Source organism: Paraburkholderia sp. BL10I2N1 (assembly GCF_004361815.1).
Taxonomy (GTDB): Bacteria; Pseudomonadota; Gammaproteobacteria; order Burkholderiales; family Burkholderiaceae; genus Paraburkholderia.
In genome coordinates this window covers 1,209,000-1,227,321 of the sequence record NZ_SNWA01000002.1, presented here as the reverse complement: position 1 = coordinate 1,227,321, position 18,322 = coordinate 1,209,000, and the positions used below count along the sequence as shown (strand labels likewise).

The following is an 18,322-nucleotide window of genomic DNA, read 5'->3' as shown; positions in this document are numbered from 1 at the left end:
CTGAAGCACACAGGAGAGCGTAGTGTCGGAAACCGGCCCGCTGCGTTCGACGTGGCGGGAGTTGGAAACGTGACCATGGTTGCCGGATTGCGGGCCATCGCGAAAGCGGTGGAATCACCACCGGCGCCTACCGGTGCGCGCGCCAGTTCTCGACCCTACCTTCGGGGGCCCTGCTGTCGAGAGGCAGTGGGGCTACCCTCTCCCTTGCGGCGGCCGACGTCGTCGATGTAGGCGCCGAGAATCACCGCGCCGAGGGGCCGCATCTGAAAGCCGGCACCGAAGACCGCGAAGGTCATCATCAGCGATGCGGACTCGCTGTCCGCCGGGAAGAAGACAGCGGCGATCTGCGTCGCATAGAAGCCGAACAGGAAGAAGTCGAACTGCTCCAGGAATTTCCGGCCGTCACACGAAGAACGGCGGAGCTCCTGGATTGCCCGAGGGGCAGGGTGGAGGCTGAGGGTTGCTTCGAGATGTCTCCTGAAATTTTGAAGTCGCGCCGCTTCGGCGGATTGTTGTTGGCTGGAATATTCGCCCGAACGCCGCGAAACGATAAGTGCAACCTTCGGAACGATTGATGTTCTCTGGTTATCAATCGACGCGGGGAAGCCGGCCCGAGCGGCTTGCCCCGCAGCCGGCGCGGAATCCGATCACGCCACGAAGCGGCACTGAGAGGCTGGCGTGCGCGTATCCATGTTGCGACCGCGGTTGAGGTGATCGTCGATTTCCGCCGCGCAGCCGAGCATGCGCGGATAAAGGAAGATCGTGAACGCGGCCGTTTCCAGCTCGGACTCGGCGAATTCTCCGCGCCGCAGTGGCTGCCACAGCATCTTCAGCAGCAGGGCGGCGATCACGGCATCGACATTGACGCAATAGACGTTGCGTGAGACGCCCCCATCGAACAGCGCCTGCACGAGCTCGCGATAGAACGCATGGAACACGTTGTATTCCCCACGCTTTTCGCACAGGTCCGCGATGAACACCTCGCGCGGGTCGTGGTTGACCGGCCTGTCCTTGAAGACTGGATGATTCACGCCCGGAAGCTTCGCGATGTCGAGGCTGCCGGCATTTTTCTGCCGAGCCTTGTATTGCGCGTACCGGTCTACGGAGCGCTCGGCCAGCGATCGCAGATCCACGCCATGCCCGGCATTGGAGGGATCGGCGAGTTCGCTGTCCCTGAAGGCTTCGATCAGAAACGCGATGCCCTCGTAACCGTTGCCGCCGTGCGTATAGCCGGTATGCGAAAGAAAGCCGACGAGCGCCTTGTTGAGTTGCACGCGCTCGGGACTTTCCGGACCGTCGGCCGATACCGCGCCCTTTGCCCCCTGCGCCGATATGGCTCCCGGGCCGTTGGTGAGCAGCAGGCCGGCGAGCGTCCTGAAGGCGAACAGGTCATCCGGGCCAGGCTTGAGGTTGAGCAGCGCGGCAAAGCAGATTTCAGTGAGACTGCGTTCGTTCAGCAGCTCTTGCGTGGCAAAGCCGCAGAAGCCGTCTGGACTGTGTCGCGATGCATCCGCGGAAGCGCCGATCAGCGTCCCGAACAGCATGGTCCACCAGGGCAGGCTCTCGGCAGTCACGCGCGAGATGCGCTTGCGCATGAGCGGGCCCCACGCCAGTGTCGTGGTGATCGCGGCCAGCACGGCGTCTGCCGTAGGGTGAGCGGGCTGAGACGTGAGCCAGCTGACGAAGGCCGACTTCACGCCACGCTCGGCGAGTCCTGCGAGCATTGCCTCGGCACGCGGGTCGCGCGAGTCGGCGAAGAGCGGTTCGCAGCCGCTCGTGTCGATCCGGGCGATGTCTAAGGTCTCGTCGAGCGCGTTGGCAAGGCTGGCAGCGGAGAAGCGATCGATCATCCATTTCACGGCCTCCCGCGCCGCGCGCTGGCAATTCGGCCCGACGATCGACGCCGCGGTCGCGAGGATCGCATTCGGTGCGTTACCGGCCTCGCGAGCGGCCTGCGCGGCCGCGAGTTCAGGCTTGCCGTGCAGATTCACGAATGCGGCGACCGCTACATCGATGAGATTTTCGTCGTTCGCGCCACCGAATTCGTGCAGCAGGGCAAGGCTCACGTTCGCTTCGAGCGAGCGCGTCGCGGCTTCCAGCATCGAGGTTCCGTGCAGGCTGCTCACCTGCGTCTTCGCATCCATCTGTGAAGCGCCTGATGCGTCCTTGAGCGCCTGACGCGGTGCAATCGCGCCGACCTGGCGATTCACCTGGAGGACCTGCTCGTTGTATGGCACGACCGCTTCCACCACGGGAATCGCAAGGCCGGAAGGAAGCTCGATGCCCTGGTTGGAGCCGAACCACGGCTTGAGCGCGAGACTGCCTTCGGGCTCGAAGTCGGCTATCGTCGCGTTGGCGCGCATCACGGCAGTCAGGGCCGCCGGGATATGCGCAATGTTCGTGACCACGGCGCCCTTGGCGGAGCAGCAGGGATCGTCGGGCGTGAAGAGGCCCTCCACGCCGAACTTCTCCATGAACCAGCGTTCCTTGGCTTTCGCGTCGTCGGCGCCGCCGGCCATCGCGCCGGCATGGCCGACTGCCCGCGTCAACCGGCTCTTCCATCGACCCACGACGCAGGCGACGACCGGTTTCGTAAAAGCCGCATCGGCCTCGTAGTAGCCACCCGGTTCGCAGTAAAGCACGGCCGCCTTGCTACGTGCGTCGTTCGCGAGCGCGAAGGCGAATTCGGGCGCGGCGTAGTGGATGTAGACGTCCTTGCCGCTGGAAATGACCGTCGATGTGCCCCAGCCGCTCATGCGCAGGTACTGTGCGATCGTCGTGCTGAAGCCGCCGGAGTTGGAGAAGATCGCGACCGATCCCTTGCGCAACGAATCGTCTGGATTGTCGCCGCCAAGCGCTCCGCCGATTCTCACGCGATTCCACGAGTCGGCGACGCCGAGCCCGTTCGCCCCGAAGATGTCGATGCCCGCTTGCTGCCCCATCGCGCGGATTTCGCGAGCGTCGTGAACCGCAATCTTCTCGGTGATGATGAAAATCTTCCGCAGGTCGGGATTGACGCGAATCAGTTCGGCCACACCGTCGCGGGCCGCCGATGGAGGCAGATACACGACGCCGCAGTTGAACCTGTGTCCCGCTTCCAGACCCTCGCGAACGTTGTTGTAGACAGGGATGTCGCCGATCGATGTGGCGAGTACTTGTCCGCCTTTGCCCGGTGCCGTGCCGAACACGATATTGCCGCCGGAGAATGCATGACTGACGGGCGTCACGTCCGAGGATTCGCCGCCCAGGATGTTGAGTACGCACACGCGATCGTCGCGCGTGGCGATCTGCGCGAGCGAGTTGACGCCGACGAAATACTTGAACTGGTTGCTGCCTTGCTTGTACATGTCGATCTCCTCAGGCCTGAGCCGCTTCGGTTTCCATCGCGGGCGCGCCGATCTGCGCGGCTAACTCGGCCCGGCCACCGGCCCGCATCCATGCGTCCGCCTGCAGTGCGTATTGAATGACTTCACTGATGTCGGAATCAAATCCGAAGAGCCGGTAAGGCAGACCGAGCGAGTCACATGTGTCTCTTAGCGCGGACATGCCCCGCACGAGGTTCGGGCCTCCGCGGCCCAATACGACATAAAGCGGCGTAGGGCCGTGCTCGCTGAAGTGTTCGCGAAGGGCGTCGGCCATCGCCCGCAGCGTCTCGAAGATGTCGGTGTTGTTCGACTTGCCGCCGATGATGAAAAGCACATTCGCCTGCTCGAGCCAGTGCCGGAAGCAGATACGGGCCACTTCCTTCATCTTTGCGTAAGGCGGATTGCCGCCGAAATCCGACGAGATGATCGCGGCGTCGCCCAGCATCTCGGTAACGAGCGAGTTGGCGCCTCCGCCGAAGGTGGGGGCGAGGATCGTTCCCTTCTCGTTGATCACATACACGTCGCTCTGCCCCTGATGGGTGCGCAGCTGATTGATCTCCTGCTCGAAATCGGAGTAGTCCGCCGCGAACAGATGAGGCGGCAGTCCGAGACGCGCCCAGCGCGGATCGTCGCGATCGAAGCCGCACTTGAAGTCGCAGGCAACCGGTGTGAGGCGTCCCTTCGTGTCTTCGCGCATGCGAATCGGATTCAACTCCAGCGCGGTCATGCCGAAGTCGTGAAACAACTCCCAGAGTTTCGGCAACTGTTGAACGAGTGGCGAGATGATCTCCTTCGGCGCGCCGATCTCGCTCAATGCATTCGCAACCACGAACGCCTTCAAACCGGTCAACGCGTCGAATGGCACCATCGCCACATGCTTCGGGTCGACCTCTTCGATGTCCATGCCGCCCATGTGCGAGAGCGTCATGGTCGGTGCGCGAAAGCGGGTGGAATCGGTGATCGAGAAGTAGACCTCGTGTTTGGCCGGAACGCCGGCTTCGAACGTCACGCCATTCGCCTTCGCCTTCACGTGGCCGACGGCATGCTCGGCGAAGTACAAACGCTCCTTTTCGGCCAACGCTGTCTTGAGGTCGGTCGCGCGACCCAGTAAGCCCGCCTTCCCCTTCTTGCCGACTCCGCCCTTGAAGACTGGCTTGATAAAAATCTGACCATGACGATCGATCAAGGCCTTGATTTCGTCCTCGCTGGCGCTCGGGGCCAGTATCTCGCTCGCCGGGAATCCGACGAATTGCAACAGGCGCGCGCCGTGCAACATACCGGTAATTTGCATCGAAATGTCTCCTGAAATTCATTGCGATATAAAAAAGGAAAACGGCTCGTGTGGCGCCGGTATTGGCAAGCCGCCGGCCGAGCCATTGATCGGGCGCCGTATGCGCAGAACAGATGCGCGGTCGTTGGCGCACGCTCTATGCGGCGCTCGGGTACGCTCTATGAAATCCGATGCGTGAAGACCGACTGGATCGCGAAACTGCACTGCCCGCTATACAAGGAGGGAGGTGGGCTGCTTTGTAGGCTGCTACCTGTGGAAAGGGCGGCGTCCGGGAGTGCATGTGCTTGTCTCCGATGCGTTCTACTGTCGTTCCGATCTCTCTGGAATACTGAGTCCCGATACTCACGCAAACGGGCCTACGCGATAAGTGCAATTTTTTGAAGCTTTGATGTTCAAGCGTTATCAATGCACTTTCCAGGACGATTCACATCGGCGTCCGTGCACCGATGCCGCAGCGAGCGGCCTCGCAAACAGATGCGATCAGTTCATGCCGCCATGCGTCTGCGTGCTATTTCATGAGGCATTTCGTTGTAGACACTGGCCGGCAGGCACGCCGGCCCGATTGGCTCGAAGGATTTGCAGCTCGTTTTGAACTCCCGCTGCTCGGGCGCGCATGGTGCGCGTTCGCCACGTCGAAATCTGCGTCGCCGAAGCGCGGCTTGAACAGCGCGACGATTTTGCGCGCGACGTAATGTGCACATTCGACGAGATACGCGACCGCGACGACATTGTCAGCCTCGGTTGATCCGCAACAGGTCGATTCATGATCGATCCCTCAATGCACGACATAGTTGTGACCTCTGTTGCCCGTATTGGTGGGATCGTTCACGTGTCCAATTGGTGCGTGGTAGCGGATCACCCTGTCATGCGCGGCGCGACGTTGTGCCCGAACGGAACGGTCTTTGCCAGCACGACAGTCTCGCCCTCGATGTAGTGCGAAGTGTCAGCTTCGATCGGTGCGGCAGCGATCAGGCGGTTGCACTCTAGTAGTGAGTTAAAAATTCAATACATAACCAAGGGTTGTTGCTTGCCTTTCGCCAACAGGTACCGCTATCAGGCTGCAAGCCGTAAAACGCTCATCGCCGGACGTTCCACCGCAGGCGGAAATACACACCATGTACCGTCATCGTGGAGGAAGAAATAAATTGCCAACGCGCCTGCCGGCAGCAATGCCTCGACGTATACATAGCGTCGCCGACTCGAGGGTATGCGACCGAACCGGCTTACCCGAACCGGCGTCGCCGGAGTCGGTCCAAGCCATTTTTCGATCAGCAAACGCAAAGAAGACCTGTCCACCGAATCCATCGCCGTCTCCTTCAACCTCTGTCTCGTTGATGTAGACATTTACGTAGAACTACAAACAGTAGGCCGTGAGGACCTCACTTTTTTGCACGGCTCATAGGGTGTCGTTGCGACACTGTATCGATCACCATGGAGAGAGGTCTGTATGCGAATTTCTACCTCATGACACTTGCGATAGCAGAATTAGGCGCGCATCGGTTGTGGCAGCGCTCTGCCGCCACTTCCGTATCGACGCTACGATCTTAGTGTGCTGAATCCTTCTGTTGGCTTTCACAAAGGCAGGTTTTCTTTAAGGTCTATCCCTACGTAGCTCGGGCGCTATCAATCTGTACTCGCCGCTTTGGGGCAACATGATCGTTGATCGCGATTACCATACGGGCGCAAGGAAGATTGAGGCGGAGGCTTCGAATCCCGCCAGTTGACTCTCATGTGATCGCCTTCGGACATTCGCCGATACGCGGCGACTGACTCTTGTGGGTCGACTTCTGCCGACCGCGTCGGGCAGCACCCGGCCATGAAGCGTCATTCGCCCGCGGCGCCGCTCTGACATTCAGACGTCGTTTCCACCCAGGAAGCGGCCATTCAATTCGCGATGGCGAACGTTCCTTGATCGGCCATAGCTGCGGCTGGCACGACTATCGGCCAACGGCGGCTATGTCAGCTTTGCTGACTTCGAGCCCACGACCAGTTGGAACGATAGTTTGCTCCAGTTGGGAGGACGGCAGGCGACACCGACCTGCCATTCCGACCCTTTGCCGACGAACGCTGATGTCTTTCGAAGGCGCTGTCAACTTACCGGTAGTGAGGCAAACTGTTGGCGGAGGTGGGCCTGGCTCAGAAGGCAGTTGACGGATTTTGGGCCACTTCGGTGAAGTCGCGCCAGGCTATGAAGCGAGCGGCAAGGTGTTTGCGATAAAGCGAAGCACGCAGGAGGTGCCGTTTCAGGGCGAAATGTTGTCGGATCGGACCAAAGTTCGAGAGGAAAGCCTGCGTGCTGTCAGGAACACGGAAGCCCCGCATGCGCCGCTCGCGTTCTCGGGTAGGCTGGTGGCTATTCTCGGCTCGGTTGTTGACCCGAGCGCTGGCTTTGACGAACACGTGCCTGACGTTTGCCAATTCGGGGAGCTCCGCTTTGGCGGCCGGATAACTGCGCAACTGATCGGTGACGATCTTGCGTGGCACTTCGCCACATGAGGTGAGTACGCGTTTGAAGAAGCGCTTCGCTGCAGTCTTGTCGCGCCGCTTTTGTAGCAGTATGTCCAGTTCAATGCCGTGCTGATCGACAGCGCGCCATAAAAGAGGTACGGCTCGCCACCCAGCGTCACGTACATTTCGTCGAGGTGCCATATGGTAACGGGCTTGCGACGGGCAGCTTTGACCAGATGTGCGAAGCCGTTGCCAAATTTGTCGCACCGGCGGCGGATCGTTTCATAACTGACGACAATCCCGCGCTCAAATAGCAGCTCCTCGATGTCGCGGAGGCTGAGTTGAAACCTGAAATACCAGCGCACGGCGCAGCTGATGACTACCGCGGGAAAGCGATGACCGTGATAAAGCGATTTGACTTTCTTCATCGCCAGTTCTTACGCCACGGCTCCAGCAATGTGACAAAGCCCGGACGACACCGCGCCGTTCTGCATAGCCGGCATGCTTGGCGCTGAGCTCCCGGCATTGGCCCCGGCGCCGACTGGCTCCTTGTCCACATGTAGTCGCGAGGATCTTTCTACCTATACGTTCGCATATCCGCCTCCCGTGCGGACAACGCCTTTCCGCTCAGGAGAGAGGTCATGGACGAAGGTGTCAGCTTCCCGCAGATCTCGAATAATCACAGTCTGCGGTGTCGCCAACGTAATGGCCGCCGCACGCAACCGCTTGAGAATGTCGAACAGCAGGTCGCTCCTCGTATCGCCTGCTATTCTTGGGCTGCGAACATAGCCGGTGACACTCAATGTGATGCCGTCGGCGGAGAGCTCACTGAATATGACCGATGGGGCCGGATGGTCCAGTATCGACGGGTGCGCCTGGTAGGCAGCGAGCAGAAGTTCGCGCACCTGTTCAGGATCGATGTTGAGCGGGAAGCTGAGCGTGAGAGTCGCGACACCCTGCGTCCGGTTTCCCATCGTCACGTTGCGCACGTTTTGCGAGATCAGGTGGGAATTCGGGACGATGACCGTGGACCGGTCGGCGAGCTGAATTTCGGTAGCGCGAACGTTGATGCGGCGGATGTCGCCCTCGACGCCCGCAATACTGACGATATCCCCGACCTTGACCGGGCGCTCGGTCAGCAGGATCAGCCCGGAGATGAAATTCTTGACGATTTCCTGAAGCCCGAAGCCGATGCCAACCGACAGCGCGCTAACGATCCATGCGAGGCTGGTCCACCGCACACCCAGTATCGACAGCGTCAGCAGTGTGATCAGCACGCGGCCCGTGTTGACGAATAGCGCGAGGAGCGTGGCTCGCATGCCGGCGCTCATACCGGTTTTGGGCAGGAACTCGTGATCCAGCCATTTGCGCACGGACCGAAGCAGGTACAGGCCAACACCCAGCGCGAGGAGCGCGTTGAGGATGTGATCCGGAACGATGTTCAGCCCGCGCAGCCGGTTGCCGCCGAAAATTTCGAGGATGCTGCTGGCCAGGTCTGCTGGAGTGGTGCCGAAGCCGCCGGTCAGCAGCGCGACGACCGCGACCGCCAGCAGCAGGCTGCGACCGAGCGCTGACATGACGGTCGACGCCTGTTCCAGGTGAATGTCGTCGAGACCGAATAGCTGCTTGATGGTTTGCCCGCTGGCGTGGCGCGGCGAAAACAGGTTTTCGCAGATGTCCTGCGTAAGCCTGCTCAGCAGGTAGAAGCTGCACAGGACCAGCTGGAACCAGACGAGTTCGTAGGTCAGGAATCGTGCAACCGTAACGTAGCCAGTCAGCAGCGAAAACAGCGAGCCCACGACGGCGATCGTGACACCGGCGTGGACCAATCCGGCGACGGTCGAACGGGCCTCTGGCGGTTCTGCTGCGGCGGCCAGCGCATTACGCATGCGGTTTGCCCGCAGCAGGGCCGCGCCGAAGGTCAGTGCGACCACCAGCGAGACCACTCCGCGTCCGAGCAGGGTCATCTGCACACTGGTATCGACTATTCTGTTGAACTGCTCCACGGTGCCGGAGAGCATGAGCAGGGCGGCAAGTATCCGGGGGAATGGCTGGATGGCGCGCGCCACCGGATCGGCTATGGCCATCAGGCGCCACGAGGGTCGGTCACTGCGCAGCAGCGCCCGACCCAGCCCCGCGATCATTGAGCAGGTCAGGGCAAGCGTCATCAGTTCGCTGGCGAAATCCTGCAGGTTGGCGTTGGGTGGCTGCTGATGAGTCAGGGCAAGATAGATGAGCCGGACTGCGCATGCAGCGGCCGCCACGCTGGTGAGCGTGGTCGACAGCGCGATTGCGCTGCGTCGCAAACGGCCCTCGGGAAGGCGGTGCAGGCAGAACCATAGCAGTGCCTGTTCGAGCAGATGGGCGCCTGCTGTCCATGTGCCGAGCGCGAGCAGCAGCATCAGTACGATCGTGAGTCGCTCGCCCGGTTGCCACGCCGACTGCACTTGGCCGGTAAGCAGCGAATTGAATGCCTTCAGCCGTTCAAGGTCCGTCGGTTCAGCTTGTAAGAGGGGGGCCCAGAACGCAGGGCTCAGAATGCTGCCGGAGCGAAAAGCGAGCTGGTTCTTCAGATGGTCATGCTGGAGCCGCCCAATCTGGGTAGTCAGTTTGGGCAGGTTCGCCTTGATGTTTTCCGCCTGCCCGATCTCGGCGTTGAGCCGCGCCCGCTGTGCCGCCATAGCAAGGCGCTGCTCCGCGACTGCGGGCGTCTCAACACTGGTGCCCGAAGCCGGCGCAGGGCCGAGCACGTCAAGCTGGGCCTGCAATTTCGCGCGCCCGGGCACCAGTGACGTGGCCAGAAAGTTGTCCACCCGGGCTGAAAGCTGCTGGATTGCTGTCTGAAGCTCGACGAATTGCGCGTCGCTCGTCGCCGTCGATGCCCGCTGCTTCATCTGGTCCTGCTGGGTCTGCAGCTCTGCCAGAACTGTCAAAGTCTCGGTGTCATCCTGAGGCGATCCCAGAGACCCAATTGGAATGACCTCCGACGCAGCGGCTGCCCACGCTGTCGGGATAAACAGGCTGAATAATGCCAGCAGGGCGAGACGAAAGACGAAGTCCGGTACTTTGCGCATGAGGGTGGACCCGGCAAGGGCAGGTGATGTGTATGGGTCTGATGACTCAGGCCTGTGGCGTGCAGCCATGCTGGCGCGACTGCGCCCAGCCTCGCGCATCGTCCGCGATGCGGCCGGCCAGGCTCGCAATGGCGAGTTGCTGCGCGCGCACCAGGTCCGCGTAACCACCCGGCGCCGCCTCCTGCAGCTGCGTATGGCAGGTCAGGCGGACACCGTTGGGGTCTTGCGCGAAACCGAGGCTCCAGTCAGCCTCGAGCTGCACCGCGTGCCCCGGCCAGGCGTCGAGGCGCCGGATCTGCAGCCTGATGCCCAGCACCGGTTGATTGATCGGCCGGGTGAGACCGGCCACGTCCTGGGTGCCCAGGCGCCGCACCAGCTGGGTGGATAGCGCGGCGCGCAGTTGATCGCCCAGCGGTGCGGCCCAGCGTTCGCCGTCGAGCACGGCAACGCCGCTGTCGCCCTGCCGTATGACCATCGCCTGCTGGTCGAGCTCGGCGGGAACGCCCACTGGCAGCACGTCGATCGCGAACGGCGCGGCTGGCTGGGCCGAAGCGGGCTGTGCTGCCGGGGAAACCAGCGTGTAGTAGTGCACCGGCGCCGACGCGCAGGCGCTCAGGGCCAGCGCGACGGTGAGCGTGACTGCGCGCAGGCTGGCGTGGGCTGAAAAACTCATTGTTTGGACTCCTGTGAAGCAGAGGGACTGGCCGCGGTGACCGGGGCCACGGCTGACTGATCCGCTGTACGGCCGCGCAGCAGCGCTTCCGGATGTCGGCCGACCAGATCAGTGAGCGTGCGCAGCGAGCGGGCAGTGCGCTGCACTTCCTGCAGCGTCTGGCCCAGATTTTCCTGGAGCGGCCCGTCTTCGGCCAGCATGCCCTGCGCGGCGCCGAAGGTCTGGCGAGCCTGCTGCAGGGTTTGCGTGGTCGCCGGCAGCACCTGGCCGTTGATCTGCTTCAGGGTGCTGTCCAGGTCCGCCAGACCCGTGTCGAGATGGCGTGCGATCGAGTCGAGCGGCATTTTGTCAATCTTGCCGACGATGCTCGCCACCTGCTCCTGCAACTGGTCGAAGCCGCCGCTCGCGGTCGGCAGCGTAAGCGGTCGCGCATCGGCGTCGTATGAGACCTTCGGGGCGTTGGGTACGAAGTCGAGCGAAATATAGAGCTGTCCGGTCAGCAGATTGCCGGAGCGCGCCTGTCCGCGCAGACCATGCGCGACCATGGTGGACAGGAATTGCGCTACCTTTTCGATATCGCCATTTATCCTGGGCAGCTTGTCGAGCACCGGTCCAAGCCGCTGCGGATAGACCTCGATGCCGACGATCATCGGGAAACGCTGCGTGGCCGGGTCGTAATCGAGTTTCATGGAAACCACCCGCCCGAAGTTGATTCCCGAAAACACCACGGGAGCACCCATAGACAGGCCGCGCAGCGACTGTGCGAAGCGCAACTCGATGTACTGGGCCGGACCGTCTGGCGGTGCCATCGCCGTCTGTTCATCTTTCGCCAGATTGAACCGGCTGCCGTCTGGGCTGGCGGTCGTGCTGCCGACGGGCGTGGCGAACGCAATTCCGCCGCCAACGATCGCGGCCACGGATTGCGTCTTGAGCTTGAAACCGTCGGCACCCAGCGAGAGGTCGACCCCGCTCGCATTCCAGAAGCGGGTATCCGCCGTGACAAATCGGTCATAGGGTGAATCGATGAAGATCTGTTCGCTGATGCCGTGGCCATCGGCGTCGAGCCCGTACGACGCGACGCGGCCGACCTGAATGCGCCGGTAGTAAACGGGCGAGCCGATGTCGAGCGAACCGAGGTCGTCCGCATGAATCGTGAAACTCGTTCCCGGCGTCCCACTGATGACGGCGGGAGGCGCCTCCAGCCCCGTGAACGCTGTGCGCGCGGCCTCCGAAGTGCCGGTGTCCACGCCGATATAGGCGCCGGACAGCAGCGTGTCCATACCCGAGACACCGGTCATGCCCAAACGAGGCCGGACGACCCAGAAGCGGCTGTCCGCGCGCGCCAGGCTCCGCGCGCTTTTGGCAAGCGAAACAGAGGCGACCACGTGTGAGCCATCGTCGCTGAGCGCGACCGTAGATACGGTTCCGACCGTCACGTCCTTGTATTTGACAGGGGTCTTGCCGGCCTCCAGCCCCGCAGCGGTCTTGAACGAGATGGCGATTTCCGGGCCGGCCGAGAGCCACGCGTGGATCACCATCGACAGCCCGATCAGCGCGGCCATGAGAGGTACGAGCCAGACGAGCGATACCCGCCAGCGGCCGTAGGTGACGACAGGATCTTGCGGTTCGGGTAGCGGCTTGTTTGATACAGGATTCATGTTTCCTCAGCGTCCCAGATGAGTCGGGGATCGAAGTTCATGGCGCAGAGCATGGTGAGAATCACCACAAGGCCGAAAAAGAGAATGCCGATGCGCGGCTCGCTGTCGGACAGCGCATGGAAGCTGACCAACGCACAGACTATTGCCACCACCATCACGTCGAGCATCGACCAGTAGCCGACCGCTTCGACGAGCCGGTACAAACGGGCACGCTCGCTCATTGCCCAGCGACTGCGACGTTGCGTGGTCGCGAGCAGCATGCTGAGGATCAGGAACTTGGCGCACGGCACGACTACGCTTGCGATAAAGATCACCGACGCAATTCCCCAGGACCCTGCTTTCCAGAACTCCACGACGCCGTAGAGAATCGTGCTGTCGCTGCCGTGTCCAAGAAGGCTCGTGTGCATTACTGGCAGCACATTGGCGGGGATGTAGAAAATCAGGGAAGCGATCAGGAACGCCCACGACCGTGCGATGCTGTCCGGGCGCCGCCGATGCAGGGCTCGTTTGCAGCGCGGGCATTGGGCGTGTCCGTCCACGCGCGGCATATGCGCGCAAACCAGTCCGCATCCATGGCAGGCAATCAGGCCTAGCTGTCCCGCGCGAGGAGGTGGCTTCATGCTGCCTCCGCGTCGGTCCATTCCCACAGCAAGTGGACATCGCGACTGGCGATCGTTGGGATCAGCACCATCAGCGTTGCCGTGGCCCAGATGCCGGGACCAGCTGCCACCTGCACGAAGCTGGAAAGTTTGATGACGGCTACGAGCATGCCAAGTACGCCGACCTCGACGATGCTCCATGGGCGCAGCATCGCAAGCAGCCTCATGCTCCATGCGAAACCCGGCGCCCGGCGTGCGACGCGGGCAAATGCCAGCACCCAGCCGAGCAGCGCGATCTGGAGAAGCGGCACCACGACGATCATCATCGCAGTGGCGAGCGCAATCGGTGCAACTGCGCCGTGCGCCAGCGCTGCCGCGGACTGCCAGAGCGTCGTCTCGCTGTGCAGGCCCTGCAGGGAGACCCGGATCACCGGGCAGACGTTGGCGATCACGAAGACGATGGCTGCGGCAACGGTTAGCGCGAGCCACCGATCGACATCGAGCTGGCTCGCGCGATACAGGACGGCCGAACATTGCCCGCAGCGCGCCACCTCGCGCGTGGCCAGCGCGCGGCGGCGGTACACGCTGTCACAGTGCTCGCAGACGACGAGAGTAGGGAAGGTTTGCATGAGCATCTAACAATCAGGACGACCTGTCACTGCCGGTGGCCACCGTCTTCGGCCGCTGCGCGTGGCCCACCTGAGCAGCGCGCGCATCGAAGTACGACGTCGCATAGTCGATGAACGCCCGGACCTTCGCCGTCATCAGGCTCCTGTCGCGATATGCGAGCCTGAGTTCGGCGTCCCCGCTCATGAGTTCGAAGTCGGGCAGCAGCTGTACCAGCCGGCCATCGTCCAGCTCCTTGCCGACCATCGTCAGCGGCAACACGCCGAGACCAGCACCGCTCATCACCAGTTCCTTGTTCAACGCGGCGTTGTTGGTCGACACGTCGTGTTCGAGTGGCACGGCAATCTGTTCGCCACCGCGCCGGAACCGCAGTTGTGGTTCGCTGATCGAGGCAAGGATTGTGACGAAGCGGAATGCGGCGAGATCGTTGGGCCTTTGCGGCAGCTTGCGCCCCTGCAGATAGCTGGGGGAGCCCACCACGGCGAGGGGCAGGCGGCACAACGAACGGGTGATCGTGAGCTCGCTGGTCAGCATGAACGGCAGCACGATGCCGAGATCAAAGGCTTCCTTGATCAGATCGACTGGCCGTTCCGCCAGCGTCAATTCGAGCTGCACGGCTGGATACCGGGCACGGAACCCAGCGATCAGCGGTGGCAGCTCTATCAGCGCCGCAGTGGTGTGGGCGACGAGCCGCAGTACCCCCGCAGGCTCCCGTGCGCGCTCCCCGGCACCGGCCTCGAGCACGTCCAGTTCAGCAACCACGCGCGAGCAGCCGCCGTAAAACTCCTCCCCGGATTCAGTGAGTGCGAGGTGTCGGGTCGTGCGCTGAAAAAGACGCACGCCGAGCCTGGTTTCGAGCCCCGATATCGCGCGCGAGACGACTGTCTTTGAGATGCCCAATGCATGCGCGGCGTGCGTGAAGCTCTGCATTTCGACGACGGTACAAAAGGTTCGCAGCGTTTCGAGATGGTCCATAAGTGTTCGCAATCCAAAGTGAATCTAAATTCAAAACCATACCGTACAGTATATGGAAACGCATTGTTGCTGTCAACGTAAATAAACCAAACAGTTTAGTTATGATAGAGTCCAAACTGGAAATGGAAGATCAGTCAGGTGCGTTGCCGCCGGCGGCGTCGTCGATCGATCGCGAAACAAAAGGAGAACCCGAGATGAGGGGGAAGACGGAAGCAAAGCGGCAGGCGATTGTTGACGCCGCGTTTGAGGTGTTCAGTGAGGTGGGGTTCGAGCACGCGTCGATGTCCGAGATCGCGGCACGGGCAGGAGGGTCGAAAGCCACGCTCTACAGCTATTTCGAGTCGAAGGAAGAGATGTTCACTGAGTTCATGACCGCCGCTGCGCAGGAGGAAGTCCGGGCGGGGTTCGAACTGCTCAAGACCTCCGCGCCGGTTCGCGATGCACTGGTGAGCTTCGGCACGCACTATCTGGTTGCGGTGCTGAAACCGCAACTGCTCGCGATACGCCGTCTCGCGCATCGCGAAGGCGGCCGGTCGAATGTGGGCGCTCTGTTCTATGAGCGCGGGCCGAAGCTCGGCTGGCAAACGGTGGCTGTCTTCCTGCAGCAATTGATTGACACGGCGCAGCTGCGCAGCTGTAACGCAGCCATCGCGACAGCGCATCTGCGCACGCTGTATGAAGCGGAGTTGATGGAGCTTTGCCTGTTTGGCGTGCCGGCCGATACCAGCCCCCGCAACATCGCGAAGGTCGTCCAGAGAGCGGTCGACGTGTTCATGGCCGCATACGGGCCGACGGACGCCGCACACACCACGCACTGATTGTCCGGCTGCCGCCCGCATTGTCCGGGCGGCAGATCGACATCCAGGGCAAACCGGCTGTCAATCCTTGTACAGCGCACTGGCCACGTAGCGGCGCCGCAGGTCGCCCAGCAGCGCTGCAAGGATCGCACTCACTGGCAGCGCGAGCAGCACGCCAAAAAGGCCAAAAAGCTGGCCAAACGCAAGCAGAGCGAAGATCACCGCGAGCGGGTGCAGCCCGATGCGCTCACCCACGAGTTTGGGAACAAGAAAAGAACTTTCGAGAACCTGCCCAACTCCGTACACGGCTGCGACTGCGCCGATGCCGTACCAGCCGCCAAACTGCAGAAGCGCGGCAAGAAGGGCAAGGGTGAGTCCCAGGGCGAAACCCACGTAGGGGATGAATACCGCCAAGCCGGTGAAGAGCCCGATGGGCAGCGCGATGTCGAGGCCGGCCAGCGTCAACGCTATCGGGTAGAACACGGCGAGCACGCCCATCACGAGCAACTGGCCGCGTAAGTATTGCGACAGCATGTGGTCCATCTCGGTCACGAGTCCCCGGACCTTGCCGACCCAGCGCCGCGGCACAAAGCTTTCCATCCGCGCGAATATCTGGTGCCGGTCGTAAAGCTGATAGAAAAGGACAAGCGGCACCAGTATGACGTTGCTTGCAACAGGAAGCACGACGTTGCTGCCTGTACGCACGTACCGCCAGGCGGCGAGTATGACGGTCTGGCCGTTGCCGATCGTGGCGCCCGTCAGCAGGTGGCGCACTCCGGGCAGGTCGAGTGAGTAGCTGATGCCCAGCAGTGCCAGCTTCGGTTGCAGCCACGCGTTCAGGCCGGCGATGAAGACGGGAAGGTTCTTCGCGAGCTCGGGCCCTTCCTTGTGGATCGCGGCGAACGCAAGCAGCGGCAGCAGCGTCAGAAGCAGCGCGAACAAGAGCATCATCAGCAGGACGGCCACTGCACGCGGCACACGCTGGCGCGCGAGCCACTCGACGCCCGGTTGCAGCATGTACGCGATGAGCGCGCCGAGCAGGAACGGCGTCAGCACCGGTCGCAAGATCCACAGAAGGATACCGAGGCCACCGGCGAAGGTGCCCCACACGAGGATCTGGCGCTGATAGGAAGACAGGATCATGGTCGGGAGTCGTATTCAGGTGACCCCCGCACGTAGCAGGCAAAAAAGCGGCGGGGTATCGAGGGGACATCGGGAGTCGTCATTCAACGTCAGTGAAAGCGGGGCGCGCGCGCCCCGCGTTGGCCTTCAATGTGCCTGTGACGTATCCGCGACGCGCGTCGGTTTGGGCGCAATCCAGATCGCAAGCGCCCCGATGACGAAGCAGCATGCGATGCTGAAGAAGAGCTGGTTGGTGGCGAGCATCACAGCTTGCGACTCAACCATGTTGCTGATCTGCGCTTGCGCCTGATGTGCGCTCCAGCCCGAACCCGTCAGCGAGGCCGCGTAGTGGCCGGCCTGATCGACCAGGCCCGACAACTCCGAGCGGTTGTATTTGGTCTTGTCCTCCCACACCGTGTTGACGAGTGAGGTGGCGATCGCCCCGCCAAATGTCCGGCAGAAGTTCATGAGTCCCGCCGCCGAAGCTGTTTCGGGCTCGTCGACGCTGCTCAATCCGAGGCTCGTCACCGGCACGAAGAACAATGGCAGGCCGATGCCTAACAAGAGCAGCGGCAACGCCACCTGCCAGAAGCTCATCGCCGAATCGGCGTGGGTGCGGAAAAGCGTCACCGAGCCGAGCCACATCACGCCGAAAAAGACGAGCCACCGCGGATCGACCTTCGTCGACAGCCTGGCCGCGATTGGCGCCACTATCACCGCGAAGATGCCTGTCGTGGCCGTGGCATAGCCGGCCCACGTGGCCGTGTACCCCATATTGTTCTGCAACCACAATGGCGTGAGCACGGTGGCGCCGAAGTACGCGCCGAAAGCCAGCGACACGGTGAGCACGCTCGCGGCGAAGCCACGATGGCGAAACACCCGGAGATCGACGATCGGATTACGCTCGGTCAGCTCCCAGATCAGGAAGGCAACGAAACCAATCACGGCGATCACCGCCAAGACGCGGATTTCTACGGAGCTGAACCAGTCCTTGTCTTTGCCCTCGTCGAGCAGGATCTGCAGCGCCGAGACCCAGATGACCAGCAGCGCGAGACCAACGGCGTCGATCCGCGTCCGTATCGGCGTGGATTCGTAACGCTTGACCAGAAGCCATCCGAAGTATCCGCAGATCAACGCGACCGGAACGTTGATGAAGAAGATGTAGGACCAGTGGTAGTCGTCGCAGATAATGCCGCCCAAGACAGGACCCATCACGGGCGCAATCAGTGTCGTCATGCTCCACAGCCCCAAGGCGGCGGCTGCCTTCTCTTTCGGGAAGATGCGCAGTAGCAACGTCTGCGAGAGCGGCATGAGCGGGCCGCCCGCGAGCCCCTGCAACACACGGAACAGCACCAGCGTGCCGAGCGAAGTCGCCATTCCGCAGAGTGCCGAACCTATTCCGAACATGATCAGCGCCGTGATGAATACGCGCACCGTTCCGAAGCGACTCGCAAGCCAGCCGGTCAGCGGCACGGTGATCGCTTCGGCCACCGCGTAGGACGTGATCACGTACGTGCCCTGGCTCGTCGAGGAGCCGAGCGCACCGGAAATAGTCGCCACGGACACGTTCGCGATCGTGCTGTCCAGCACCGCGACAAAGTTGGCGGCGGCGATCATCAACGCCGCGAGAATCAGCATTGGGCCGGATAGCGGCGGCAATGAGATGTCATTCACTTGACTGGAAGACATGGTG

The 18,322-nt window shown here is 62.1% G+C and carries 12 protein-coding genes and 2 pseudogenes; 1 reads left to right on the top strand and 13 read right to left on the bottom strand.

The window, feature by feature from the left end; genetic code table 11:
• Positions 1-200: 200 nt before the first annotated feature.
• From B0G77_RS27545 to B0G77_RS27490, 11 genes and pseudogenes are all read right to left on the bottom strand, one after another.
• Positions 201-472: pseudogene (locus tag B0G77_RS27545) on the bottom strand (citrate-proton symporter); the annotation flags it as partial.
• 175 nt (positions 473-647) lie between these two features.
• Complete coding sequence (locus tag B0G77_RS27540; protein WP_133665137.1) at positions 648-3,347, bottom strand: CoA-binding protein; 2,700 nt, start codon at positions 3,345-3,347, stop codon at positions 648-650.
• A 10-nt stretch (positions 3,348-3,357) separates the two neighbouring features.
• Positions 3,358-4,656 (bottom strand): ATP citrate lyase citrate-binding domain-containing protein, encoded by a 1,299-nt coding sequence (locus tag B0G77_RS27535; RefSeq protein ID WP_133665136.1) that lies wholly within the window; start codon positions 4,654-4,656, stop codon positions 3,358-3,360.
• 1,053 nt (positions 4,657-5,709) lie between these two features.
• On the bottom strand, positions 5,710-5,961 hold the full coding sequence (locus B0G77_RS27525; RefSeq protein WP_133665135.1) for a hypothetical protein: 252 nt from the start codon (positions 5,959-5,961) through the stop codon (positions 5,710-5,712).
• 831 nt (positions 5,962-6,792) lie between these two features.
• A pseudogene (locus tag B0G77_RS27520) lies at positions 6,793-7,532 on the bottom strand (IS6 family transposase).
• Positions 7,533-7,685: 153 nt separating this feature from the next.
• Positions 7,686-10,178, bottom strand: a complete 2,493-nt coding sequence (locus tag B0G77_RS27515) for a DUF3772 domain-containing protein (protein WP_133666894.1) — start codon at positions 10,176-10,178, stop codon at positions 7,686-7,688.
• A gap of 46 nt (positions 10,179-10,224) precedes the next feature.
• Entirely contained in the window at positions 10,225-10,851 is a 627-nt protein-coding gene (locus B0G77_RS27510) for a PqiC family protein (protein WP_133665134.1), read from the bottom strand.
• Positions 10,848-12,509: an MlaD family protein gene (locus B0G77_RS27505; RefSeq protein ID WP_133665133.1), complete on the bottom strand. Its 1,662-nt coding sequence runs from the start codon at positions 12,507-12,509 to the stop codon at positions 10,848-10,850. The genes B0G77_RS27510 and B0G77_RS27505 overlap by 4 nt, the downstream gene beginning before the upstream one ends.
• Positions 12,506-13,129 carry a paraquat-inducible protein A gene (locus B0G77_RS27500; protein WP_133665132.1) on the bottom strand — a complete coding sequence of 208 codons (624 nt, stop codon included), beginning with the start codon at positions 13,127-13,129 and terminating at the stop codon, positions 12,506-12,508. The genes B0G77_RS27505 and B0G77_RS27500 overlap by 4 nt, the downstream gene beginning before the upstream one ends.
• A complete protein-coding gene (locus tag B0G77_RS27495) occupies positions 13,126-13,743 on the bottom strand; it encodes a paraquat-inducible protein A (protein WP_208116505.1) in 618 nt (205 codons plus the stop codon). Before B0G77_RS27495 ends, B0G77_RS27500 begins: the two co-directional genes overlap by 4 nt.
• A gap of 7 nt (positions 13,744-13,750) precedes the next feature.
• Positions 13,751-14,710, bottom strand: a complete 960-nt coding sequence (locus tag B0G77_RS27490; RefSeq protein ID WP_133665131.1) for a LysR family transcriptional regulator — start codon at positions 14,708-14,710, stop codon at positions 13,751-13,753.
• Positions 14,711-14,904: 194 nt separating this feature from the next.
• Here B0G77_RS27490 and B0G77_RS27485 point away from each other — a divergent pair, with 194 nt between their 5' ends.
• Entirely contained in the window at positions 14,905-15,528 is a 624-nt protein-coding gene (locus tag B0G77_RS27485; RefSeq protein ID WP_133666892.1) for a TetR/AcrR family transcriptional regulator, read from the top strand.
• Positions 15,529-15,588: 60 nt separating this feature from the next.
• Here B0G77_RS27485 and B0G77_RS27480 read toward each other — a convergent pair whose 3' ends face one another.
• Together B0G77_RS27480 and B0G77_RS27475 are read right to left on the bottom strand one after the other, a co-directional pair.
• Positions 15,589-16,665 (bottom strand): AI-2E family transporter, encoded by a 1,077-nt coding sequence (locus B0G77_RS27480; RefSeq protein ID WP_133665130.1) that lies wholly within the window; start codon positions 16,663-16,665, stop codon positions 15,589-15,591.
• Positions 16,666-16,776: 111 nt separating this feature from the next.
• A complete protein-coding gene (locus tag B0G77_RS27475) occupies positions 16,777-18,318 on the bottom strand; it encodes a DHA2 family efflux MFS transporter permease subunit (RefSeq protein WP_133665129.1) in 1,542 nt (513 codons plus the stop codon).
• Between the last annotated feature and the right edge of the window lie 4 nt (positions 18,319-18,322).